Below are 23,501 nucleotides of genomic sequence, written 5' to 3'. Positions count from 1 at the left end.
AAAACAGCGATAACACCACCACTTTCTTCCATCTTCTTTCTGTTAAAAAGTTGCTATCTTATTGTATCCACAAACGAAAAAAGAGATGCCTCATAAAGAGACATCATCTTTTCTATACTTGCGGTTCAGATTCTACTTTCTCAACCTTCTTCTTGTTTTTTCCCTTTTTCAAACGACGGTTTTCAAGCATTAACCAAATTTGAGAGGCAACGAAAACAGAAGAGTACGTACCTACAATTAATCCAACAAGTAACGCAAACGAGAAGTTACGTAGTGACTCACTACCGAAGATAAGCAGTGCAATTACTGGGAATAACACTGTTAATACGGTGTTAATCGAGCGACCAAGCGTTTGGCGAATACTTGCATTTACGATTTCTTCTAGATCTTTTATATCGCGCACTCGTTTTTTCTGTTTGTATAATTCACGGTTTCTATCAAATGTAACAATCGAGTCATTAATAGAATAACCGATGATTGTTAACACTGCAGCGATAAACGTTAAGTCTACCTCTAATTGGAAAATACTAAACATAACAACCATAACGAAAGCGTCATGTAATAATGCAAGCACTGCAGATAACGCATACGTAAATCGGAATCGAATACTTACGTATAAAATGATAACCGCAGAAGCAATCAGTACAGCGATAAATGCATTTCGTGCAATTTCTTTACCGATTGTCGGTGAAACTGTACTGATGTTTGGATCTGTACCATATTTATCGTGGAAGAATGTTTTTGTTTTCGCAATTTCATCTTTTGATAAAACACCTAATGTACGAACTGCGAAACCTTTATTGTCATCTCCAGTCGGTACAATATTTTCTTCCTTCACATCAATGTTCAATTCTTTAAAATCTTTATGAACATCAGACACCGTAACAGCTTGTTTTGATTGCAAGTCAATACGTGTACCACTCGCAAAGTCAATACCAAGATTCAATTTGAAAATTGGTAAGATAATTGCACCCGCAATTACAACTACAATCGAGAAGATAAGGAATTTATGACCGATATTTACGAAGTTAATACGATCAAATCTCGTTGGCGGATGTACTACACCTTTTGTTAATGGAATAATATCCTTTTGTTTCACACCAAAATATCCTGGTTTTTTATCAAAGTAACGGCTCTTTACAAGTAAACCTAGTAAGAAACGAGTACCGAATACGTTCGTAATAAAACCAACTAAAATACTTACGATTAAACTTGTTGCGAATCCTTTTACAGAGCTATTACCATAAACGAATAACACACCAGCTGCCGCAAGAGTTGTAACGTTTGCATCTAGAATTGTTGCTAATGAACGATGGTTACCAGCGCGGAATGCCGACATCATGGACTTACCAATTTTCAACTCTTCTTTCAGTCTCTCGTACGTAATAATATTCGCATCAACTGCGATACCTACTCCGAGCACTAACGCCGCAATACCTGGCAACGTAAGAACTGCATGCATCCAGTTAAAGACAAGTAATGTAACGAAAATGTATAAACCTAACATAATAACCGCTACAAGTCCTGGTAAACGGTAGAATACAAGCATAAATAAGAAAATAAGAGCGATACCAATCGCACTAGCGAAAATCGTTTGCTCTAACGCTTGTTGACCAAACTTCGCTCCAACAGATGTTGAATACATTTCTTTTAAATCAACAGGAAGTGCACCTGCATTTAATAAAGATGAAAGTTGTTTCGCACTTTCAACTGTGAAGTTTCCACCTACGATAGATACTTCAGCTTGGTTAAATACTTGGTTTACTGTTGCTGCTGATAAGAACTTCGGATTCGGTTTTGCAGATTCTGCTTTGTACGAATCTTTTCCTTCTTCAAAATCAAGCCAAATTACCATTAAATTCGTTGGTGGTGGCATTTTTGAAATTTTTTCAGTTACTTCACGGAATTTTTCAGCGCTCTTTAGTGTAAGACCTACGCTCGCACGGCCTTGCTCATCAAATGTTTGCTTCGCTCCGCCGCCTTTTAAATCCGTTCCGTCCATAAGAAGATTATCATCTACATCACGGAATGTTAATTTCGCTTGTGTTGATAACATTTCACGTGCTTTTTGCTGATCTTGTACACCAGCAAGCTGTACACGAATTCGATCTTGCCCTTCGATTTGAATGTTCGGCTCACTTACACCGAGAACATTGACACGATTCTCAAGAGCACCTACTGTACTTACAAGTACGTCTCGATCGATTTTGTCCCCTTTTTTGGCTGGTTTTACTTCATACAGAATTTCAAAACCACCGCGAAGGTCTAGTCCTAGACTAATTCCTTTTGCTATGTCTTTTCCTGCCGCACCAATTACTCCACCGATTAATAAAACGATGAGGAAAAAGGCGGCAATTCTCGTACCACGCTTTGCCATATGTACCCTCTTTCCGCTACTAACACTTTAAATAAATCTCTTACGATTCACTTTTACACGTGTGCATACGTCTAGTTAGTAGACTTCCTTTCTATAATTTTGCTAGCTCATCACTAGCTGTGCCGGTACGTTTTCACGATACCTGCACTTTCATTATTTGTTTTCTCTCTTCACTACCTCCTTTATATATGATCTTAGACATAATTATTTCCTGATTATCAATACCTATCATTATACTGCAAAAGGAAGAACAAACCAATTGCAGTCGGTTATTTATTTTCATATTCATCAAATGACCAAAGTGGCGCTTGATATGCTTCAACAGTTAAATATGTCATATATTCATTAGCACTTACTGTTAATACGTCATTAACTAATTCATACAATCTAACATCGCTGTCTATCTTCTTCCACTTTTTCACTTTAAGAAACTTCCAAATGTCATCATCTGTCACTCTGTCGTAGCCGAACATTTGAAACTCTTCTACTTTACTTTCTAAAACGACTTGTAACTGTCCGCGGTATGATTCTACCAAAGCCTCTCTATCTAACATCTATAACATCTCCTTCTTATTTCGCACGAAAAGTCGCTTTTATTCCCGCTCTAATGGACAGCAATAACTACTTTCAAGAGCACTATCATATTTCACTCTCTTAAATGCTTGTCATTCTTGTCTCGTACGTGCATATAAATTATTGTAAATCATTCCATTGATTTTGAGAAGGTAGGAGAAGAACATGACGAGACAAAGCTTTTTAAAAGGCGCATTTATTTTAATGATAGCCGGCTTTATTACAAAAATACTCGGCTTTATCAACCGCATAGTAATGGCACGTATTTTGGGAGAAGAAGGCGTTGGTCTTTATATGATGGCCGTTCCTACATTCATTTTAGCAATTACATTGACACAAATTGGTCTTCCTGTCGCAATCGCAAAATTTGTAGCAGAAGCGGAAGCTGTGAACGATAAACAAAGAGTTAAAAAAATATTAACCGTATCACTAGCTGTTACATCCGTTATTAGTATCATTTTAACAATCGGAATTATGTTCCTCACACCTATTTTAGCAAAAACATTATTAACCGACGAAAGAACGTACTATCCATTAATGGCCATTTTGCCCGTTGTTCCTGTTATTGCTGTTTCTTCTGTTTTGCGTGGTTATTTTCAAGGGAAACAAAACATGAAACCTAGCGCTTATGCGCAAGTTCTAGAACAAGTCGTCCGCATTACCATTATTGCTATATGCATTCAATTATTTTTACCTTACGGCATAGAATACGCTGCAGCCGGCGCTATGTTATCAGCTGTTCTCGGTGAAGTTGCATCGTTATTATTTTTACTCACGTTATTTCAGCGAGAAAAACATTTATCAATACGCTCTGGATTTTTTACTACTGTAAAGGAAAGCAAAGGGACATTTTATTCTCTGATGGATATTGCCCTTCCAACTACAGGAAGTCGTTTAATCGGCTCCGTTTCATATTTTTTTGAACCTATTGTCGTTATGCAAAGCTTAGCAATTGCTGGTGTCGCTGCTTCTGTTGCAACTCAGCAATACGGTATATTAAACGGTTATGCATTCCCGCTTCTATCACTACCCGCCTTTATTACATACGCTCTCTCTACAGCGCTCGTCCCTTCTATTAGTGAAGCAATGGCAAAAAGACAACATAAATTAGTGGAGCACCGTTTACAACAAGCACTTCGAATTTCATTAATTACCGGCGGATGGTCTGTCGTTATATTATACGTATTCGCTTCTCCTGTTTTAACTCTTATGTATGGGTCAGACAGTGCAACAGCATTCATTCAACTTCTTGCGCCTTGCTTTTTATTTCATTATTTCCAAAGTCCACTTACCTCTGTTTTGCAAGCTTTAAACTTAGCAAGAGCTGCAATGATGAATACATTTATTGGTGCCATCGTGAAATTAATCGTTATTTTTGTACTAGCATCAAGGCCAGAATTTCAAATGATGGGGGTTGCTCTCGCTATTGCTGCAAATATTGTAACAGTAACATTTCTTCACTACGCTACTGTTTTAAAAAAGATTACATTTACCATTTACGCAAAAGACTATATTTTCGGCGGACTTGCCATCGGTATCGCAGGCGCCTTCGGTTTTTATCTTCATAAATATATTATTTTCTCTCATGCCCTTGGCATACAAACATTATGGGAAATCACTTTAACAACAATTGTTTATATCGTACTTCTCTTCACTTTCAAACTCATTCGAAAAGAAGAGTTAAGTCGTCTCCCTATCATTCGTAAACTTTCATTTTTGAAATAAGGTGAAACTTTAATCAGTGGGGTAATCTCCACTGATTATTAGTTACACTAATCATTCTTACTCTTTCAAAGAATAAGTCTCTAATTTTCTTTTAAATCAACAAAAAATTTTCCGTTTTGAAAACTACAATATAAAATTTGTGTTACATCGTTATAACCTAAGTTTTTTAATTTCTCAATAAGCCATGCATCTGTATGTTCAATCATTTGTAAATGACTAGATTGAATTTCTCCATCAATAATAAGAGGAAGCGTAAACTGCAATGTATCTTGTTTATTTTTTTGTTTTTGAAAGACAGATAACTTCCCAGACGGTTCCAAAATAGCATATTCTACATCCCGAATATCTCCAACTCCTTGTTCCCTTAATTGCATCATTAAATCATCTATATTATAACGTTGCTTTCTCATCTTCTTTTCATCAATCTTTCCCGCGTTTACAAGAATAGCCGGCTCACCTTCTATTAAATGCCGAAAGCGTTGATACTTTAGGGAAATGACTGACAAAATAATTTGGATGCACATAAGAAAAGTCATCGGAACTAATTGATGCCAAAGTGATTTATCGGTATTTTCAATTGCCACTACAGCCATTTCTCCAAGCATAATAAATACGACTAAATCTAATACACTTAGCTCTCCTATCTCACGTTTACCCATAAGACGAAAAATAATTAAGATGATGATATACAAAAGCATTGTCCGTCCAATTATTGATATCCATTCCATTTCTACATCTCCTTTTTTACGTATAGACTCCCCTATAAAAAAGAAACTAGTCTAACTTAGACAAAAGGAAAATATGCTTGTATTAAAAAGGGGGAATGCATAAATGGATGGAACGAAAAAATTATCAACTGCAATTGGCTTCGGTATTATTACACTACTAATTCTCGCATCTATTACTAGCATGATTATGGCTCTTTTATTAAAGTTTACGAATATAAACGAAGGGACATTAACCGTTACTATTTTTATACTCGCTCTTTTATCTATGCTTATGTCTGGATTTACTGCCGGCAAAAAGGCTCAAGGAAAAGGTTGGCTAGTAGGTCTCACAACAGGTCTCACGTTCACTATACTCGTTTTTCTAGTTAACTATTTAGGCTTTTCTCAAACTTTATCGAACTCACAATTACTTTATCAATTAGCATTAATGGGGGCGAGTACACTCGGTGGTATTTTCGGTGTAAATATGTCAAAGCAAAGTAACTAAAAAAGGCCCTGCATATTTCATGCAGGGCCTTCCAAATTAGTTTTTCACAACTTCACGAATCGCATTGCGATCGAACGTTAAGTGTGAACCACCAGATTTAATAACAATTTTCGTCTCATCTACTGATTCGATTGTACCGTGTAAACCACCGATTGTTACGATAGCATCACCTTTTGCTAACTCACTTTGCATTTGAGCAACTGCTTTTTGACGTTTTTGTTGCGGGCGAATTAATAAGAAATAGAAAATCGCAAACATCGCAACGATCATAACGATATTCATCATACCTGCATTCATCTTTTGTTCCTCCTTTTAAATTATGTATTAGAAGTTTTTAGCATTCGGTTTATTAAAGCCATACTGTTCAAAGAACTCTTCGCGGAAATCGCCAAGACGGTCTTCACGAATAGCTTGTCTCACCTGCTCCATTAAGTTTAACAGAAAATGAAGGTTGTGATAAGACGTTAAACGAATTCCGAACGTTTCATCACATTTCATTAAGTGACGAATGTACGCACGAGAGTAGTTTTTACATGTGTAGCAATCACAGTTTGGATCAAGCGGACCGAAGTCTCTTGCGAATTTCGCATTTTTTACAACGAGGCGACCTTCACTTGTCATACATGTACCATTTCGAGCGATACGAGTTGGAAGTACGCAGTCAAACATATCAATACCACGAATTGCGCCATCGATTAACGAGTCAGGAGAACCTACACCCATTAAGTAACGAGGCTTATTATCTGGAAGAAGTGGTGTTGTAAACTCAAGTACACGGTTCATAATATCTTTCGGTTCACCTACAGATAAACCACCTACAGCGTAACCAGGGAAGTCCATTGAAACAAGATCTTTCGCACTTTGACGACGAAGCTCTTCGTACTCTCCCCCCTGTACAATACCGAATAAACCTTGATCTTGCGGACGTTCATGCGCTTTTAAGCAACGTTCTGCCCAGCGGCTCGTACGCTCTACAGATTTCTTCATATATTCAAAAGTAGCTGGGAATGGTGGACACTCATCAAATGCCATCATAATATCTGAACCTAATGCATTTTGGATTTCCATCGCTTTTTCTGGTGATAAGAATAATTTATCTCCATTTAAGTGATTGCGGAAGTGAACGCCTTCCTCTTCAATACGACGGAAGTCACTTAAACTGAATACTTGGAAACCACCAGAGTCTGTTAAGATTGCACGATCCCAGTTCATAAATTTATGCAAACCGCCTGCTTCACGAATAATTTCATGACCTGGACGTAGCCATAAATGATACGTATTACTTAAAATAATGCCAGAATCCATTGCTTTTAATTCTTCTGGTGACATTGTCTTAACTGTTGCAAGTGTACCAACTGGCATAAATGTTGGTGTATCAAATGAACCGTGCGGCGTATGCACACGACCTAAACGGGCACCCGTTTGTTTACATGTCTTAATAAATTCATAACGAATTGCTGTCATAACTTACTCCTTTTATTTGTTTCTCATTTTAGCGTGAGATGCAACGAACATTGCATCACCGAAGCTAAAGAAACGATATTTTTCTTTTACTGCTTCATTATAAGCATGAAGTACATTATCTCTATTTGCAAATGCACTTACAAGCATAATTAATGTTGATTTCGGTAAATGGAAGTTTGTAATTAAACCATCAATTGCTTTAAATTCATATCCCGGATACATGAAAATATCTGTCCATCCAGAAGCGGCGCAAAGCTTACCTTCATGATCTGTTGCAATTGTTTCTAACGTACGAGTTGATGTCGTACCTACAGTAATAATACGTCCACCATTCTCTTTCACACGATTTAATAATGCCGCTGTCTCTTCAGACATATGATAATATTCTGCGTGCATATGGTGTTCTTCAATCGTGTCTGCAGAAACTGGTCTAAATGTTCCAAGTCCTACGTGAAGTGTAATGAATGCTAACTGAACGCCTTTTTGCTTTAACTTCTCAAGTAACTCTTCTGTAAAGTGAAGTCCCGCAGTCGGCGCTGCTGCTGAACCGATTTCTTTCGCATATACTGTTTGATAGCGATCGCGATCTTCTAGCGTCTCTTTAATATATGGAGGAAGTGGCATTTCCCCAAGTTCATCTAAAATTTCATAGAAGATGCCGTCATATGAAAATTCAAGCTGACGTCCACCTTGATCTGCAGTTCCTGTGCAAGTTGCTTTTAATTTCCCTTCGCCAAAAGAGATAACAGTTCCTTCTTTTACACGTTTCGCTGGCTTTACAAGCGTTTCCCACTTATCACCTTCTTCTTGTTTTAAAAGAAGTACTTCAATGTGCGCGCCTGTATCTTCTTTCACACCGTGCAAACGAGCAGGCATAACTTTCGTTTCATTTAAAACTAAGCAATCCCCCTCATGTAAGTAAGAAAGAATATCCGTAAAATGTTTATGCTCAATATCACCTGTTTCACGGTCTAACACCATTAATCTTGATGTTTCACGCTCTTCTAACGGGACTTGTGCAATAAGTTCTTCTGGTAAATGAAAATCAAACAGATTTATATCCATAGCTATATCCACCTATTTCTTATTTAAATCGATTTATTATATACATAATAAAAGATAATACAATACTTAACACAATACATGTAATGATAGGAAAATAAAAGGTAACGTTTCCTTTTTTCACAAAAATATCGCCTGGAAGCCTTCCAATGAACTTCCAAGCTAATCCAACAACGATGAGTAAGATCCCGGCTGTAATAAGCAGCTTTGGCATCTCCGTCATACTTTTGGTATCTCCATTCCGAAATGTTCATACGCAAGCGTCGTTACAATTCGGCCCCTCGGCGTTCGTTGTAAAAAGCCAATTTGTAATAAATACGGCTCATACACATCTTCAATCGTATGAGATTCTTCTCCAATTGTTGCTGAAACCGTTTCTAATCCAACTGGACCGCCACGGAATTTCTCAATAATACCAAGCAGTAATTTATGATCAATATGATCTAGACCTAATTTATCTACTTGCAGTAGCTCTAATGCCATTTGTGTAATTTCCATCGTAACCGTTCCATTACCACGAACTTGTGCGAAATCACGTACACGTCTTAAAAGACGATTCGCAATACGAGGTGTACCACGAGCACGTCTTGCAATTTCTAATGCAGCTAACGAATCGATTTCAACTTCAAATACTTCTGCTGTACGTTCAACAATCGCAGAAAGCTGATCTACTGTGTAGTACTCTAACCTTGAAAGTACACCGAAGCGGTCACGCAGCGGTGCCGATAATGCTCCAGCACGTGTTGTTGCTCCAACTAATGTAAATGGCGGTAAATCTAGGCGTACAGAACGTGCTGAAGGCCCTTTTCCAATTACAATATCAAGGCAAAAGTCTTCCATCGCAGGATACAATACTTCTTCAATTGATCTATGCAAACGATGAATTTCATCAATAAATAATACATCACCTGGCTGAAGCGCTGTTAATACAGCAGCTAAATCTCCTGGTCTTTCAATTGCGGGACCTGAAGTTGTTCTAACATTAACGCCCATCTCATTGGCAATAATATTCGCAAGCGTCGTTTTACCAAGACCTGGTGGTCCATATAAAAGCACGTGATCTAACGTTTCTTCACGCATTTTCGCCGCTTCAATAAATACTTCTAAATTATGTTTCGCTTTATCTTGGCCAATATACTGACGGAGCGTCTGTGGCCGTAATGAATATTCTAAATCCGCATCTTCATATGCAGATTCCCCTGAAAGGAGACGTTCGTCCATTATACTCACCTCTTACCATTTAGTAAAAGACTAAGTGCCTTTTTAATATACTGATCCGTCGTTAATGCTTCTTTTAATAACTCTGGTACAACACGAGAAACTTCGCGTTCTGCGTATCCAAGTGCGCGCAGAGCTTCCAGTGCCTCATCAAGCTCAGCTGATGAACCTTTATTCTCATCAAAACATTCTGTGTCTGAGAATAAATCAACAAATGCATCTGGTACGACATCTGCTAGTTTTCCTTTTAAATCTAAAATCATTTGGCGTGCTGTTTTCTTTCCGACGCCTGGGAATTTCACTAAAAACTTCTCATCTTCATGCTCAATCGCTTGAACGACCTGTCCTGTTTGACCAGAAGCTAAAATTGCAAGAGCGCCTTTTGGCCCAATGCCAGACACGCCTAACAACTTTGTAAATAATAAACGCTCTTCACGTGTTTTAAAACCGTAAAGTGCCATAATATCTTCTCTCACATAATGATATGTATAGACACGGATTTCTTGCTTACTTCTTTGAAATACATACGGATTTGGTGTGAAAATTTGATAACCAATTCCATTATGATCAATTACGACATATTCCGGCCCTACATACTCCACGTAACCTGTAACATATTCAAACAAAATACGATCTCTCCCTCTTAAATCATGTATTCCATTTTAACATATTTAATGATAGAAAAGCGAGACTGCCCCAACAAATGTTCTCCACTTGAAACTTCTGTTATTTTCCATTGACAGAAAGGTTAAAGCACCTTAATATACAGAAGTCGATAATGATTATCAATACTAATTAAAGGGGTTACATCAGGATGAAACGTAAGCTATTTATTTTATTTACTATTATGCTTGTTGTTCTTTCTATCGTTGGCTGTTCTTCTCAAAAAGAAGAATCGAAAGCAAAAGAACAACCGAAAACAAAAGTTGTAAAACATGCTAAAGGTGAAGCTACAATTCCAGTAAATCCAAAGAGAATTGTTGACTTATCTGGATCAACAGAAGAACTATTACTTCTTGGACATAAACCTGTTGGTACAGCAAATACATATAAAGATAAAATCCAAAATCACTTAACAGACAAGTTAGATGGAGTAAAAGCAGTAGGTTGGTACTGGGCACCTAAAGTTGATTTAGAAGCTGTTACTGCTTTAAAACCAGACTTAATTATTTTAAACAACCGTCAATTAAAAATTTATGATCAACTAGAAAAGGTTGCACCTACAGTTGTTCTAGAAACAAACTTAGAAGACTGGCGTGGTAAGTTTAAAGAAGTAGGTAAGCTATTTGACGAAGAGAAGAAAGCAGACAAATGGATTGCAGACTACGATAAGAAAGCAGACTCTTTATCTAAAAAAATTAAAGAGAAAACAAAAGATGAGAACTTTATGTTCGTTGCAGTTACACCACAAAACTTCCGTGTATACGGTAGCTTCGGATACGGTGACATCATCTTTAATGACTTAAAACTTCCAGCAACAAAAGGTACGGATTTAAAACAAACGATGGCGCAAGTATCACTAGAAGGTCTAGTTGCATTCCAGCCTGACCAAATGTTTATTGTAAACTTCGGCGGCGAAGCTGATAAAGTTTACGAAGACTACAAAAACAGTGCCGTTTGGAAAGACAATAAAGCAGTTAAAAATAATCACGTATATGAAGTATCAAATGAAGTCTTCAATACGAAAGCATTCAATCCAATCGGAAAAGATATGCTAATTGATGAAATCGCAAAAGAAATTTTAGCTAAAAATAAATAAGAAAAAAAGCAGCTCACCATGAGCTGCTTTTTTTCTTACTTTGAACTGCGTATTGCTTCATTTTTTCAATCGTCTTCACAAAACCTTCTTTTGATTTAATACGAATGCCACGTTTCAATTTCGCACGTTCATAGCTCTCAAGCTTTTTCATATCAATTTGAAAGAAAGAATGGATCGCATTATCATTTTTTGGCACACCTTTGAAAATTTGTAATATCCCTTCCTCTGAAACACCAAAATACCCGCTCGTTTTCAATAACGGAGAAATATCATCAACTTTCTTTTGCAATACAATTTGTACATCATCACGATCAACGAGCTGCCATTCTTTATACTGCTGTAAAAACTTTTCTAAATCCGTCACTTTTTCTGTAAGTATTTCTTCGCTTACTTCGCCATCAACATACATACGCTCTAATAAAATTGTAACCTCAGGTTCTTTTTTCGTCACTTCTGGTACTGGCCCTTCCGCCTTCACATTCGTTTCATAAACGAAACAAAACATCATAACGAAAGCTTGCATCGCAATCAGTATCCATTTCATTTCCGTTCACCTCTTTTAGGCAAGATCATACTTTCATTAGTAGTTTTTCCGGAAATGGGGGTTTTATCCATATTACATTTCTTTCGAAAATATAAAAAATGCAGATAAGGATTCACCTCATCTGCATGTATCATTTACTTTTATATAAAATGAAAGACGCCTGCAAAGCAGGCGTCTTGATGCGTTTACGGCGAGAGACCAGGCGACCACATTCGCGTGTTTAGCACTTAAGCATATCTCTCGTCTTACGTAAATTAGCTCATCGCTTTGCTAATATAACATTAATAAAGTATAAGTGCAACATGTTTATAAAAATATTTTATTTCCTCTTTCATCCAAATAAATCAAACGCAAATTATAAATTGATAAATGCAATATATATATTACAATAAACATAACAGCGAAATCATCATAAACGGGAGATAGATATTATGAAACAAATAAAGGATGAACGTCTCATTCTGCAAACGTAAAAAAACATACGTATTGTCTTTCTTTTTCAATCACTTGGTATAATCGGTGTTTTAGGCTATATCGGATTCACTGAAGGAATAGATCAAATTACGAAATCTCCATTATGGCTAGTATTTATTCTTACGAGTATGATCCTTAGTTATTTACAGTTAAGTGTTTCAATCGATGTAGAAGAAGGCGAAAAGGAAATAAAGTTAACTCCTTATTATAAACTTGTCTTCCGCTCCCTTATTGTAGGAATCGTTATGGCTATTATTTATATCATTTTCAGTCCAGAAAGACCTCTATTTGAAGCTATTTTAACAGATAGTATTCTTTTCATCTGCTTTTTAGTTTCTTATTCCGTTAGTTATTTTATTAAAAAACGTCGTTTACAAGACAACGATGAATAAAGAGGAAGGGCTCCCCCTTCCTCTTTTGTTTTGCTATCGCACTGTACCAGTTAAACCGTAACGAATGTCTCGGAACATATTCACTATGTCACGATTAAAATCGTTTGTAACTGTACCGTTACGTAGACGCGTACTCATTGCATCGACACGAGTAAACATATCATTTCTTACAGAAACATATACGTTTCTGTTTCCAACTTCATTTGCAACAGCTTGACGAATTTCGTTCGCCATCGCCGTTTCATTTGTCACTGTGTTACGTGGTTTTACCGCAATCGCTACATCGTTTCCATATACAACTGTAGACACACGGTCTACGTTATTCATACGTTTCACACGATTTGTTATTCTTTCAGCTGTTTTACCATCATTGTTAATGTATGAATTGTTCATTGTAATATTACGAGTTGGATGCGGATTAGCAATTTGTCCATTGTAATTTACATCACGGTAATAATTGTATCCTGTATCGTTACGACCATTTCTATATGTTACATAATCTGTATAACGATCATTACGCGTCACATTATCACGATACTGATGTGTATCATTATAAGATGTACGCTCGTAATTGTAGTTACGTCCATCCATTGCATTGTTTTTTGGTGTACCACATGCAGCTAATGCACTAGTAACTAACAAAGAAGCAGCAATCACTTTTACTTTCGTATTCAATACAAAAACCCCCTCTGTTAGAATGAGCTTCTCTACTGAAAAGCTCCCTCTTATGATGAGTAACAGAGAAGGTTTTTACACTGTTAATATTTCACTGGGAATTTTCTAGCACTTCATAAAAAAACTGCCTTTTCTTAATTAACAGGACTGCAAAAAAGGCGGGAATACTCCCGCCTTTTTAAACTTCTTCTTCGTCCTCTTCTTCTGAAACGGGCTCTCCAAATACATTTGGTGGATCTGGTTGATAATACATCGTTCCTGGCTGTGGTGCATATGCAGACTGAGTTGGTTGATAATATAAAGGATTCGCATATTGCGGACCGCCTGGTTGTGGACTATATAGTCTACTTTCTCCTCCGCATCCACAATCTTCCTCACCCTGCACAAGCGGCGGCATGTTATTATCCATTGGCATCATATTCGGGTTTGGCATAGACGTATGTTGCGGTCCAAACGGCGCTCCTTGCTGATATGGCATTTGATATGGATTTGGTTGTTGATAATACGGATTCGGCGGCATCATGGGCATTTGATAGGGCATCATATTTGGTGGTTGATTGTTATCCATAATCGGCATCATATTCGGCATTTGATTGTTATCCATAATTGGCATTATATTCGGCATTTGATTGTTATCCATGATTGGCATCATATTCGGCATTTGATTGTTATCCATAATTGGCATCATATTCGGCATTTGATTGTTATCCATGATTGGCATCATATTCGGCATTTGGTTATTATCCATAATTGGCATTATATTCGGCATTTGATTGTTATCCATAATTGGCATCATATTCGGCATTTGATTGTTATCCATGATTGGCATCATATTCGGTGGTTGATTGTTATCCATAATTGGCATCATATTCGGCATTTGATTGTTATCCATAATTGGCATTATATTCGGTGGTTGGTTGTTATCCATGATCGGCATTATATTTGGCATTTGAATATTTGGCGGTATGACTTGTGGAATAACTACATTTTCTTTCGATACATTTGGCGATACTATATTTCCTACATTCTCTTTCTTCACTTGTGGTGACACTATATTTCCTACATTCTCTTTCTTCACTTGTGGTGACACTATATTCCCTACATTTTCTTTTTTCACTTGCGGCGACACTATATTTCCTACATTTTCTTTTTTCACTTGCGGCGACACTATATTTCCTACATTTTCTTTTTTCACTTGTGGTGACACTATATTCCCTACATTCTCTTTCTTCACTTGCGGCGACACTATATTTCCTACATTTTCTTTTTTCACTTGCGGTGACACTATATTCCCTACATTTTCTTTTTTCACTTGCGGCGATATTATATTATTTTTTTTCGTTTGCGAAGAAATGATATTGTTAGGTTTCATTTTACTAATTTGAGGAGCAATTAACTCGCTTCCTTTTTTTATTACATCTGAAATTTTATATTCTTTTTTCGGTTTTATTGGTGGTTGTGGCGGCTGCGGTAATACATTTACCGAAAACTTCGTGTTTTCTTTTTCCGCCGGTTTTTGTTTTTCTATCACAGGTGGTTTTTGAATAACAGACGGTTTTTCTTTTTGAATTGGCTGTTCTTTTTGCACCTCTTTTTGCGGTTTCACCTGTACTTCTTTTTGCGGCTTTACCTGCATCTCCTTCTGTGGTTTCACCTGTACTTCTTTTTGTGGCTTTACTTGCATCTCTTTCTGCGGTTTTACTTGCACTTCTTTTTGTGTTTGTTGCATAGCTGGCTGCTGTGTAATTGGTGCTGATTGATACGTAACTTCTTCTTCATCTTCTATTCCAAGCGGAGTTGGTGTTGCTGCAAATTCTTTTTGCTGCACTTCTTTTACGTATTGCTTTGGAGGTGCTGAACCTGCTCCAGCCTGTTGTTTCATATGAACACTCTTTGATGGCACTTTAATTTTCATACCTGGCATAATTAAATCTGGATTACTAAGTTGTGTATTTGTTTTTTTCAACGTATCAAAATCCACTCCGTACTTTTTCGCAATTTTCCAAAGGGTATCCCCTTTTTGCACGATATGAATTTTCAAATTTTCCCCCTCCTGTATAACTTATCTATAAGTAACAAATCTCATGAAGTAACTCTTTCTAAATAACATTAACTTCTTTTCACTTTTATCACTTCTTCGATTTTCAATATCATTCGAAGTGGAATAAGCATAAAGAACCACAATGATTTCTTCAAAACAATGTATGCCCATTTCGTTCTCGTTATGATTATATGTATGAAAAAAAGCAACGGGAATACCGTTGCTTTACACACGCTCTAACATACGATTTAATGCAAGAACTGCTTCTGCCGTTACTTGTTTGTCTACGCTAATAACGTTAATTTCTTCTCCTCTTTCTATCGTTTCAAGTGTCCATAATAAGTGAGGCAGATCAATTCGATTCATCGTTAAGCACGGACACATAAATGGATTAAGCGAAACAATTTCTTTATCTGGATGTTGCTGAATAATTCGATTCACTAAATTCATTTCTGTACCAATCGCCCATTGGCTACCAGATGGCGCTGATTCAATCATATCAATAATATATTTCGTTGAGCCTGCATAATCTGAAGCAGCTACAACTTCATAGCAACATTCTGGATGTACAATAATATTCATATCCGGATGATTTTTTCGTACACTCTCAATATTCTTCATTGTAAAATTTTGATGAACAGAACAATGTCCTTTCCATAAAATCACTTGAATTTCTTCTATATCCCCATCGTACTCTAATAAATCTGTGTGTGGGTCCCATACTGCCATTTTATCTAACGGGATACCTAGATCGTACGCTGTATTTCTCCCTAAATGTTGGTCTGGTAAAAAGACGAGACGTTCTTTTTGAGTAAACGCCCAAGATACCATTTGCTTTGCATTAGAAGAAGTTACTGTTGCTCCTCCGTTACGACCACAAAACGCTTTAATTGCAGCTGTAGAGTTCACATATGTTAACGGAATCATCGTATCTCCAAATAATTTAGTGAGCTCTGTCCATGCTCTTTCTGTTTGTTCAATATCTGCCATATCCGCCATCGAACAACCTGCACGCATATCTGGTAAGATGACAACTTGATCATCTGTCGTCAACATATCTGCTGTTTCCGCCATAAAGTGTACCCCGCAAAACACAATGTATTTTGCGTCTTTATTGCTCGCTGCAACTTGCGCAAGTTGAAGTGAATCCCCTGCTGCATCTGAAAATTGTACCACTTCATCTTTTTGATAATGATGCCCTGGAATGAATAACATTTTCCCCATTTTCTCTTTAATTTCACGAACACGCTTTTCCATATCTTCCGTTGACATTGTGTAATAACGCTCTGGTAACATCGTTTCAATCGGCTGTACTTTTTCTAAAATACTCATATACGTTTCTCCCCCTCTAAGCCACTTTCCTTACTCTTCAATATTGAAACTAATATCAAGTGCTTTCACTGAATGTGTTAACGCTCCAAGTGAAATATAATCTACCCCTGTTTTTCCGTATTTCGATAAATCTTCAATTGTGATGCCCCCTGAAGCTTCCGTAACGATGGCACTTGGTACAATCTTTGAAAACTCCCGGATTTCATCTGGCGTACGATTATCGAACATAATAATATCCGCACCAGCAGCGACAGCCTCTCTCACCTGTTCCTCAGTTTCTGTTTCCACTTCTACCTTCACCATATGTCCTAACTTTTCTTTTACTGATGTAACAGCTTTTGTAATAGAACCAGCAAAAGCAATATGATTGTCTTTAATCATGACACCATCATATAAACCGAAGCGATGATTAAATCCACCGCCGCACACGACTGCATACTTATCAAACATACGTAGTCCTGGCATCGTTTTTCGCGTATCACAAATGCGAGTATGACTACTATCTAAAGCAAGAACCGCTTTACGCGTCATCGTCGCTATTCCACTCATACGCTGAATAACGTTTAATATAACGCGCTCTGCTGTTAATAACGATGCGATTGGACCTTGCACTGTTGCAATAATTTCTCCTTTTTCTACAAGATCCCCATCTTTTTTATGAAGCTCTATTTCAATTCTCTCATCAATTAATTTAAATCCTGATTCAATTACTAAACATCCTGCAAAGACCCCTGTATCCTTCGCAAGAAACGTTCCTTTCGAAAGCAAGTTATCTGGAAAAATAAGCTGAGATGTTACATCTCTTTCTCCTATATCTTCTAAAAAAAATCGGTTTAATGCTTCTTTAACTTTTATCGTGTTCATAAAGCCCCTCTTCCCCTCATCACACAAGTTGTAGTTTTCTCTTTACTCGAACAATCTCTTTCTTTCCTATATTTCTATCTGGATAATCACTCCGGTAATGCCCGCCAATACTTTCTTCTCTTTGCAAGGCTGACACAACTATAAGCTCACAAACCGTTAACATATTAATAAGCGTTATCTCTTCATTCGTAAGAACATCATGTTGTAATATCATATTTCGAACACCATACTTACTAAACCATCTCTTCGCATAAGATAAACTTTGCTCTGTTCGCACAATCCCAACATATTTCATCATGCATTTTTGTATTTCTTCTTTCGTCGGTAAATGATTCAGAACGATAAACTTTTCTTCCTTTTCAGCTAGCATGTTCACCTTTTCTTTTGTCTCTCTAGATAAAATGTGTCGTCCGATTCTTTTTCCAAACACAAGACCTTCTAATAATGAATTACTCGCTAATCTATTTGCACCATGAACTCCGTTACAAGCTACTTCACCGACTGCGTATAAGTTCGGAATAGACGTCTCTCCATCACAGTTCGTTTTCACGCCGCCCATGTGAAAATGAGTACCAGGCACGACTGGAATAAGTTTTTTATTTATATCGACTCCATTTGTTTTACATATCGATGACACGGTCGGAAAGCGTTGTTCAAAGTTTTGAATCATTTCGATGTTTAAGTACACTTTTTCACCCGCAAGTAGCTGTTCATGAATAGCCCGTGCGACTACATCACGAGGTGCTAGATCCTGTTCGGAATGTATATCCATCATAAAACGCTGCCCTTTTCCATTTATAAGGACAGCTCCTTCTCCGCGAACAGCTTCGGACACGAGGCCGGAACAACGCCCACCCGCGTATAACATCGTCGGATGAAATTGTATAAACTCTAAATCTACAAGCTCTCCGCCTGCACGGTACACCATTGCAAGTCCATCGCCTGTAATCGTCTCATCATTAGAAGTAAAGGCGTATAAACCGCCAATACCGCCTGAAGCTAACACCGTACAATCTGCATTGTAACGTTTCAATTCTCCTTTATTGTTGCGAGTTAAAGCCCCAACACATTTATCTTTTTCTATAATAAAATCGAGCACCATTTCCTGTTCCACTACCGTAACGTATGGAGCTACTTCTTGAATAAGATGCTCTAATAAATTCTTTCCTGTTGCATCGCCACCTGCATGTAAAATACGACGTTTTCGATGCGCTCCTTCTTTTCCAAGATGAGGACCTGTTTCATCTCCATCAAATTTCATTCCTCTTTCAATAAGGTTATTAATTTCTTTCGGTCCCTCCTCGACTAAATAACGGACCACTTCTTCATTGTTATAATGACACCCTGCTACTAATGTATCTTCAAAATGATCATTAGGATTGTCATATGTAGCTACCGCTGCGGCAATTCCACCTTGAGCTAAATGTGTATTATTATTACGTTTCGTCTCCTTTGTGATAATAATCACATTCTTTTCGTGACAAATCTCTTTTGCAACACGAAGTGCCGCAACACCACTTCCAATAATTAAGACATCTGCACTTGGCATAATTGTTGCCTCCTACTTTACACTTTTCAACTGTCTTGACACCTATATTTACATAGTTTTAAAATAATGACAAGAGTTTTTTTATAATTCTTATTTTCACTACCATTTAAAAAGTAAAAGAACTGTAACTCTTACTAGAGAGAGGAACTTACATGATGATATATCTTGACTATGCAGCTACTACACCTATGAGCGAGGAAGCGTTACAAACATATATGAAAGCAGCGTCGCAATACTTCGGAAATGAACAAAGTTTACATGATATTGGAGGAACAGCTGCTTCTTTATTACAAGTTTGCCGAAAAACATTTGCGGAAATGATTGGAGGAAAAGAACAAGGAGTATTTTTCACAAGTGGCGGATCGGAATCAAACTATCTTGCGATTCAATCACTTCTAAATGCCCGAACTAAGAAGCATATTATTACGACACCTATGGAACATGCATCCATTCGAAGTTATTTTCAATCTCTAAAATCAAAAGGCTATACGATCACTGAAATTCCTGTTGATAAAAGCGGACTCCTTTGTTTAGTAGATTTAGAGGCAGCTATTACAGAAGATACTGTGCTAGCAAGTATACAGCATGGAAACTCTGAAATCGGAACCGTTCAAAACATTACAGAAATCGGGGCACTTTTAAAAAAATATAATGTTTTATTTCATACAGATTGTGTGCAAACGTTTGGTAAACTGCCTATCCATGTTTTTGAGATGGGCATTGATAGTCTTTCTGTTTCAGCACATAAAATATACGGACCAAAAGGTGTCGGCGCTTGCTACATAAATCCGCAATCTCGCTGGGAGCAAGTATTTCCGGGAACTTCTCACGAAAAAGGATTTCGCCCAGGTACAGTGAACGTTCCCGGCATCGCATCTTTTTTAACAGCTGCTGAAAATATATTAAAAACTCAATGGGAAGAAAGTTTACGTTTTAAAGAGTTACGCTCCTACTTTTTAGGGCAAATACAAACACTTCCGCTAGAAATTGAAGTAGAAGGTCATTCTACTTCTTGTTTACCACATATTGTTGGGGTTACAATAAAAGGAATAGAAGGTCAATATACTATGCTAGAATGTAATCGCCATGGTATCGCTATTTCCACCGGAAGTGCTTGCCAAGTCGGTAAACAAGAACCTTCGAAAACTATGCTTGCAATTGGAAAAACGTATGAAGAGGCCAAACAATATGTCCGCTTCTCTTTCGGACAACAAACAACGAAAGATCAAATTGATACTACTATTCATGCACTACACACAATTGGAAATCAATTTTATAGAGGTGTTAAATCATAATGAAACAAAATGACCAAAAAAAGATTTTAGGCGAAGAAAGACGACAGCTTATCCTTCAGTGGCTTCTCGCTGCAAATGAGCCGTTATCTGGGAATGAACTATCGAAGAAGACAAACGTAAGTAGACAAGTTATCGTGCAAGATATTTCCTTGCTTAAAGCACGAAACGAACCAATTATTGCGACTGCCCAAGGCTATTTATATTTAAAACCACAAGAGAAACAACAAGCTTTTGAACGCGTAATCGTATGCCAGCACAAACCAGCAGAAGTACGTCAAGAACTTACAATGCTTGTTGACCATGGCGTTACGATTAAAGATGTAAAAGTTGAGCATCCTGTATACGGTGACTTAACAGCATCCATCATGGTAAGCAATCGCTTTGATGTAGAGCAATATTTACAAAAAATCGAAAACACAAATGCTTCCTATCTTTCACAACTAACAGATGGTATTCACTTACATACAATTGAGGCAGATTCTAAAGAAAAGTTAGATGCTGCTTGTGAGGCGTTAGATAAAGCAGGATTTCTCGTTTATTAATGTAAGGCACAGAGTTTTTATCATTCTCTGTGCTTTTTTAATGCTATAATATTGTAATCAATCGTAAAGGAGATCAAATATGGGAATTGAACTCGTTCACTTTAGCATTGGCAAACCGAAACAAATGAAATATGGCGAAGATAAAGAAATGATAACAGGTATATGTAAAGACCCTACAGAAGAGGCCTTTCTCTCAAAAGACGGATTTCGTGGTGATGACGTAGCGGATTTAAAACATCACGGCGGTCCTGATCGTGCTGTTTGTGTGTACCCACACGAGCATTACGCGCTATGGGAAGAGGAATTTCAAACTACGCTTCCAGCTTCCACATTTGGCGAAAACATTACCGTAACAAATATGTTAGAGCGTGATGTTTGCATCGGAGATACATATCAACTAGGTGAAACAATCATTCAAGTGACACAAGCAAGAGTACCTTGTAGCACAATTTCAAAACGTCTTGGCATCCCTGGCATACTGCCACGCATTGTAGCAACTGGATTTACAGGCTACCTATGCCGCGTTCTTCAAGAAGGTACTGTACGTAAAGATTCTAAAATTACATTACTAGAACGTCAACCGAGCAATGTTTCTGTCTTGTTCTCTAACGAAATTTATTTTCATAATAGAAAAGATAAAGATGGTATTGAAAAAATTCTTGCCGTTCCAGAACTAGCTGATATTTGGCGTGGTCAGTTAGAAGATCGTCTTGCGAAGTTAAAATAAAGAATCACACCAGGTAAAACAGTATTGAGTCCATCATACCAGATGGACTCTTTTTATTTTCTCTTCCTTCACGTCCAAACATATAAAAATATATTTCATATTATATATGGACAACCTTTAATTCTTATATGTGAAGGGAGTGATTAATTATGGCGGATTACTTCTTAAAAAATGGAAAAAAATATTATAAGAAAAATGATCGTCCATGTAATTCTTCAAATTCAGATTCAAATAACTGTTTTATACAGAACTATACTATTTTCGGTACGGGAAATACCCCTCAAGATCTTGATATAACAACTGGAATTCCTCGAACTGTATTTGAAAACTTCACTAAAAATCATAATAAGACACTTATTAAATTTAGTTTCAGTCCTGCATTTGCAACAACGATTAGATTAACAATCGCAAGATTAAACCATCGCTCTCCACTTACATTTACCTTAACACCAGGAGATATTAAAACATTTTTAGTAGAAGATGTTGAGAGTATTACTTTCTCAGATACTGTAGCTCCATCTACACTCAATCTATTAATACAACAAACGAATTGTATTTGCTGCAGTAATTCGAACAATGATGAATCCTATTATTATAATAGTTGTAATGATGCGTACTAAAAACCCGACAAAAGAGTTATCTATTCCTAACAGAAGCCGTCCTAAATATCTTTTAGGACGGCTTCTTTATTTTGCTAGCTTAATTAATCACTTACTTCAATAGAATCGATAGCTTACTCTACCTCAAACCGAGAAACAGCTTTTCATTTCAAACAACTTTAACAACAGCTCCCCTCTACAACCAATAAGAAGAATAACTCCCCAGCACAGTAACAGAAAAACCGAGTGCTTCAAGTTCCATCGTTACGCCTGGCAATAATACGTCATCGTATGCTTTATCAACATCGATTAAGAAAAAGTAATTTCCAAGACCTGTTTTCATCGGACGCGATTCGATTTTTGATAAGTTTAATTTTCTCCATGCGAAAGCTGATAACACTTGATATAGGGCACCTGCATAATCTGCAGGTAACGTTATCATAAGCGTCGTTTTCTCTCCGCGATTCTCTCCGTTATTCGGGAGTACTGCTTTCTTTTTCTTATGGAGTACCAAGAAACGTGTGTGATTATTTTTATGCGTATGAATACTACGTCTCACAATTGTTAATCCGTATTTTTCTGCAGCCGCTTCATTTGCAATAGCGGCAATTTTCTCTTCAGGATGTTCTTTCACATATTGCGCAGCAGCACTTGTAGATGTCATATCTCGAACAGTTACTCCTTTTAATTCTTCATTTAAAAATTTATGGCACTGTGCAATGGCATGCGGATGAGAATGCACTGCATATACTTCATCCCACACTTCTGCATACTCCGGATGTACAAGTAAATGCTGCTGAATTGGTACTGTAATTTCTCCTACAATGGAAAGCGGCTGCTCATGTACAAGGTAATCAACCGTTATATTCACTGAACCTTCTATTGCATTTTCTAACGGTACAACTGCGAAGTCTACATTTTCATTTGCAGCTGCATCTATACAATCTGGAATCGTTCGATACGGTACATGCTCTGCTTCCGGAAAAAAACGACTCACCGCCATATTTGTAAATGTTGCTTCTGGTCCTAAATATCCTACTCGAATCATCGTCTTTTCCCCTCTTTTTCATTTTC

The 23,501-nt window shown here is 37.2% G+C and carries 23 protein-coding genes and 1 pseudogene; 8 read left to right on the top strand and 16 right to left on the bottom strand.

Features of this window, described 5'->3' with window-relative positions:
• Window positions 1–112: 112 nt before the first annotated feature.
• Together secDF and ACK1U5_RS17510 are read right to left on the bottom strand one after the other, a co-directional pair.
• A complete protein-coding gene (gene secDF / locus ACK1U5_RS17515; RefSeq protein ID WP_001119065.1) occupies window positions 113–2,377 on the bottom strand; it encodes a protein translocase subunit SecDF in 2,265 nt (754 codons plus the stop codon).
• A 269-nt stretch (window positions 2,378–2,646) separates the two neighbouring features.
• Entirely contained in the window at window positions 2,647–2,931 is a 285-nt protein-coding gene (locus ACK1U5_RS17510) for a post-transcriptional regulator (protein ID WP_000886978.1), read from the bottom strand.
• A 184-nt stretch (window positions 2,932–3,115) separates the two neighbouring features.
• Here ACK1U5_RS17510 and spoVB point away from each other — a divergent pair, with 184 nt between their 5' ends.
• On the top strand, window positions 3,116–4,675 hold the full coding sequence (gene spoVB / locus ACK1U5_RS17505) for a stage V sporulation protein B (RefSeq protein ID WP_000198300.1): 1,560 nt from the start codon (window positions 3,116–3,118) through the stop codon (window positions 4,673–4,675).
• An 80-nt stretch (window positions 4,676–4,755) separates the two neighbouring features.
• Here spoVB and ACK1U5_RS17500 read toward each other — a convergent pair whose 3' ends face one another.
• The gene (locus ACK1U5_RS17500; protein ID WP_000454816.1) at window positions 4,756–5,403 is read right to left on the bottom strand and encodes a DUF421 domain-containing protein; all 648 of its coding nucleotides are present in this window, start codon (window positions 5,401–5,403) and stop codon (window positions 4,756–4,758) included.
• Between the two features lie 103 nt (window positions 5,404–5,506).
• Here ACK1U5_RS17500 and ACK1U5_RS17495 point away from each other — a divergent pair, with 103 nt between their 5' ends.
• Window positions 5,507–5,890, top strand: coding sequence for a TIGR04086 family membrane protein (locus ACK1U5_RS17495; protein WP_000349131.1), 384 nt, complete (start codon window positions 5,507–5,509; stop codon window positions 5,888–5,890).
• A 36-nt stretch (window positions 5,891–5,926) separates the two neighbouring features.
• Here ACK1U5_RS17495 and yajC read toward each other — a convergent pair whose 3' ends face one another.
• From yajC to ruvA, 6 genes are read right to left on the bottom strand one after another with little or no spacing between them, the layout of a single operon-like run.
• On the bottom strand, window positions 5,927–6,187 hold the full coding sequence (yajC, locus tag ACK1U5_RS17490; RefSeq protein WP_000991115.1) for a preprotein translocase subunit YajC: 261 nt from the start codon (window positions 6,185–6,187) through the stop codon (window positions 5,927–5,929).
• A gap of 27 nt (window positions 6,188–6,214) precedes the next feature.
• Window positions 6,215–7,354 carry a tRNA guanosine(34) transglycosylase Tgt gene (gene tgt / locus ACK1U5_RS17485; RefSeq protein ID WP_000125365.1) on the bottom strand — a complete coding sequence of 380 codons (1,140 nt, stop codon included), beginning with the start codon at window positions 7,352–7,354 and terminating at the stop codon, window positions 6,215–6,217.
• Window positions 7,355–7,366: 12 nt separating this feature from the next.
• Window positions 7,367–8,419: a tRNA preQ1(34) S-adenosylmethionine ribosyltransferase-isomerase QueA gene (gene queA / locus ACK1U5_RS17480; RefSeq protein ID WP_000354034.1), complete on the bottom strand. Its 1,053-nt coding sequence runs from the start codon at window positions 8,417–8,419 to the stop codon at window positions 7,367–7,369.
• A gap of 19 nt (window positions 8,420–8,438) precedes the next feature.
• Entirely contained in the window at window positions 8,439–8,639 is a 201-nt protein-coding gene (locus tag ACK1U5_RS17475) for a DUF2905 domain-containing protein (RefSeq protein ID WP_000138162.1), read from the bottom strand.
• Complete coding sequence (gene ruvB / locus ACK1U5_RS17470; protein ID WP_069605077.1) at window positions 8,636–9,637, bottom strand: Holliday junction branch migration DNA helicase RuvB; 1,002 nt, start codon at window positions 9,635–9,637, stop codon at window positions 8,636–8,638. The genes ACK1U5_RS17475 and ruvB overlap by 4 nt, the downstream gene beginning before the upstream one ends.
• A 5-nt stretch (window positions 9,638–9,642) precedes the next feature.
• Entirely contained in the window at window positions 9,643–10,260 is a 618-nt protein-coding gene (gene ruvA, locus ACK1U5_RS17465; protein ID WP_069605078.1) for a Holliday junction DNA helicase RuvA, read from the bottom strand.
• A gap of 188 nt (window positions 10,261–10,448) precedes the next feature.
• On the opposite strand from ruvA, the gene ACK1U5_RS17460 reads away from it, so the two are divergent.
• Entirely contained in the window at window positions 10,449–11,393 is a 945-nt protein-coding gene (locus ACK1U5_RS17460) for an iron-hydroxamate ABC transporter substrate-binding protein (protein WP_000823606.1), read from the top strand.
• A 13-nt stretch (window positions 11,394–11,406) separates the two neighbouring features.
• Here the strand turns inward: ACK1U5_RS17460 and ACK1U5_RS17455 are convergent, their stop codons facing one another.
• Window positions 11,407–11,937, bottom strand: a complete 531-nt coding sequence (locus ACK1U5_RS17455) for a BofC C-terminal domain-containing protein (RefSeq protein ID WP_000871174.1) — start codon at window positions 11,935–11,937, stop codon at window positions 11,407–11,409.
• 479 nt (window positions 11,938–12,416) lie between these two features.
• Here ACK1U5_RS17455 and ACK1U5_RS17450 point away from each other — a divergent pair, with 479 nt between their 5' ends.
• Window positions 12,417–12,803: a branched-chain amino acid ABC transporter substrate-binding protein gene (locus tag ACK1U5_RS17450; protein WP_223153420.1), complete on the top strand. Its 387-nt coding sequence runs from the start codon at window positions 12,417–12,419 to the stop codon at window positions 12,801–12,803.
• A gap of 33 nt (window positions 12,804–12,836) precedes the next feature.
• On the opposite strand, the gene ACK1U5_RS17445 is transcribed toward ACK1U5_RS17450, so the two are convergent.
• The 5 genes and pseudogenes from ACK1U5_RS17445 to nadB all read right to left on the bottom strand — a co-directional run bounded on the left by ACK1U5_RS17445 (window position 12,837) and on the right by nadB (window position 19,264).
• Entirely contained in the window at window positions 12,837–13,478 is a 642-nt protein-coding gene (locus ACK1U5_RS17445) for a YhcN/YlaJ family sporulation lipoprotein (RefSeq protein WP_001093542.1), read from the bottom strand.
• 1,884 nt (window positions 13,479–15,362) lie between these two features.
• Window positions 15,363–15,519, bottom strand: a pseudogene (gene safA / locus ACK1U5_RS17440) (SafA/ExsA family spore coat assembly protein); the annotation flags it as partial.
• 225 nt (window positions 15,520–15,744) lie between these two features.
• Window positions 15,745–16,851, bottom strand: coding sequence for a quinolinate synthase NadA (gene nadA, locus ACK1U5_RS17435; protein ID WP_000025305.1), 1,107 nt, complete (start codon window positions 16,849–16,851; stop codon window positions 15,745–15,747).
• Between the two features lie 30 nt (window positions 16,852–16,881).
• Entirely contained in the window at window positions 16,882–17,715 is an 834-nt protein-coding gene (gene nadC, locus ACK1U5_RS17430; RefSeq protein WP_001092207.1) for a carboxylating nicotinate-nucleotide diphosphorylase, read from the bottom strand.
• A gap of 19 nt (window positions 17,716–17,734) precedes the next feature.
• Window positions 17,735–19,264: an L-aspartate oxidase gene (gene nadB, locus ACK1U5_RS17425; RefSeq protein WP_001138536.1), complete on the bottom strand. Its 1,530-nt coding sequence runs from the start codon at window positions 19,262–19,264 to the stop codon at window positions 17,735–17,737.
• A 152-nt stretch (window positions 19,265–19,416) separates the two neighbouring features.
• Between nadB and ACK1U5_RS17420 the strand changes: the two genes are divergently transcribed.
• From ACK1U5_RS17420 to ACK1U5_RS17405, 4 genes are all read left to right on the top strand, one after another.
• Window positions 19,417–20,559 (top strand): IscS subfamily cysteine desulfurase, encoded by a 1,143-nt coding sequence (locus tag ACK1U5_RS17420; RefSeq protein WP_000973759.1) that lies wholly within the window; start codon window positions 19,417–19,419, stop codon window positions 20,557–20,559.
• Window positions 20,559–21,101: a transcription repressor NadR gene (locus ACK1U5_RS17415; protein WP_000812240.1), complete on the top strand. Its 543-nt coding sequence runs from the start codon at window positions 20,559–20,561 to the stop codon at window positions 21,099–21,101. Before ACK1U5_RS17420 ends, ACK1U5_RS17415 begins: the two co-directional genes overlap by 1 nt.
• Before the next feature lie 79 nt (window positions 21,102–21,180).
• Entirely contained in the window at window positions 21,181–21,828 is a 648-nt protein-coding gene (locus ACK1U5_RS17410) for an MOSC domain-containing protein (RefSeq protein ID WP_000510668.1), read from the top strand.
• 149 nt (window positions 21,829–21,977) lie between these two features.
• Window positions 21,978–22,448, top strand: a complete 471-nt coding sequence (locus ACK1U5_RS17405) for a hypothetical protein (RefSeq protein ID WP_000796370.1) — start codon at window positions 21,978–21,980, stop codon at window positions 22,446–22,448.
• A 175-nt stretch (window positions 22,449–22,623) separates the two neighbouring features.
• Here ACK1U5_RS17405 and pheA read toward each other — a convergent pair whose 3' ends face one another.
• Window positions 22,624–23,475, bottom strand: a complete 852-nt coding sequence (gene pheA, locus ACK1U5_RS17400) for a prephenate dehydratase (protein ID WP_000621698.1) — start codon at window positions 23,473–23,475, stop codon at window positions 22,624–22,626.
• Window positions 23,476–23,501: the final 26 nt, after the last annotated feature.

This window comes from Bacillus sp. XB1 (assembly GCF_053557995.1).
The sequence above is the reverse complement of the archived record's forward strand: the minus strand, read 5'-3'. Positions and strand labels throughout refer to the sequence as shown.

Coding starts and splice junctions, on each gene's coding strand:
- tgt (WP_000125365.1), bottom strand. CDS start 7,354: ATGACAGCAATTCGTTATGAATTTATTAAGACATGTAAACAAACGGGT.
- ACK1U5_RS17460 (WP_000823606.1), top strand. CDS start 10,449: ATGAAACGTAAGCTATTTATTTTATTTACTATTATGCTTGTTGTTCTT.
- queA (WP_000354034.1), bottom strand. CDS start 8,419: ATGGATATAAATCTGTTTGATTTTCATTTACCAGAAGAACTTATTGCA.
- nadA (WP_000025305.1), bottom strand. CDS start 16,851: ATGAGTATTTTAGAAAAAGTACAGCCGATTGAAACGATGTTACCAGAG.
- ACK1U5_RS17510 (WP_000886978.1), bottom strand. CDS start 2,931: ATGTTAGATAGAGAGGCTTTGGTAGAATCATACCGCGGACAGTTACAA.
- ruvB (WP_069605077.1), bottom strand. CDS start 9,637: ATGGACGAACGTCTCCTTTCAGGGGAATCTGCATATGAAGATGCGGAT.
- ACK1U5_RS17420 (WP_000973759.1), top strand. CDS start 19,417: ATGATGATATATCTTGACTATGCAGCTACTACACCTATGAGCGAGGAA.
- ACK1U5_RS17495 (WP_000349131.1), top strand. CDS start 5,507: ATGGATGGAACGAAAAAATTATCAACTGCAATTGGCTTCGGTATTATT.
- ACK1U5_RS17405 (WP_000796370.1), top strand. CDS start 21,978: ATGGCGGATTACTTCTTAAAAAATGGAAAAAAATATTATAAGAAAAAT.
- ACK1U5_RS17410 (WP_000510668.1), top strand. CDS start 21,181: ATGGGAATTGAACTCGTTCACTTTAGCATTGGCAAACCGAAACAAATG.
- ACK1U5_RS17455 (WP_000871174.1), bottom strand. CDS start 11,937: ATGAAATGGATACTGATTGCGATGCAAGCTTTCGTTATGATGTTTTGT.
- ACK1U5_RS17415 (WP_000812240.1), top strand. CDS start 20,559: ATGAAACAAAATGACCAAAAAAAGATTTTAGGCGAAGAAAGACGACAG.
- pheA (WP_000621698.1), bottom strand. CDS start 23,475: ATGATTCGAGTAGGATATTTAGGACCAGAAGCAACATTTACAAATATG.
- ACK1U5_RS17500 (WP_000454816.1), bottom strand. CDS start 5,403: ATGGAATGGATATCAATAATTGGACGGACAATGCTTTTGTATATCATC.
- nadC (WP_001092207.1), bottom strand. CDS start 17,715: ATGAACACGATAAAAGTTAAAGAAGCATTAAACCGATTTTTTTTAGAA.
- yajC (WP_000991115.1), bottom strand. CDS start 6,187: ATGAATGCAGGTATGATGAATATCGTTATGATCGTTGCGATGTTTGCG.
- ACK1U5_RS17475 (WP_000138162.1), bottom strand. CDS start 8,639: ATGACGGAGATGCCAAAGCTGCTTATTACAGCCGGGATCTTACTCATC.
- secDF (WP_001119065.1), bottom strand. CDS start 2,377: ATGGCAAAGCGTGGTACGAGAATTGCCGCCTTTTTCCTCATCGTTTTA.
- nadB (WP_001138536.1), bottom strand. CDS start 19,264: ATGCCAAGTGCAGATGTCTTAATTATTGGAAGTGGTGTTGCGGCACTT.
- spoVB (WP_000198300.1), top strand. CDS start 3,116: ATGACGAGACAAAGCTTTTTAAAAGGCGCATTTATTTTAATGATAGCC.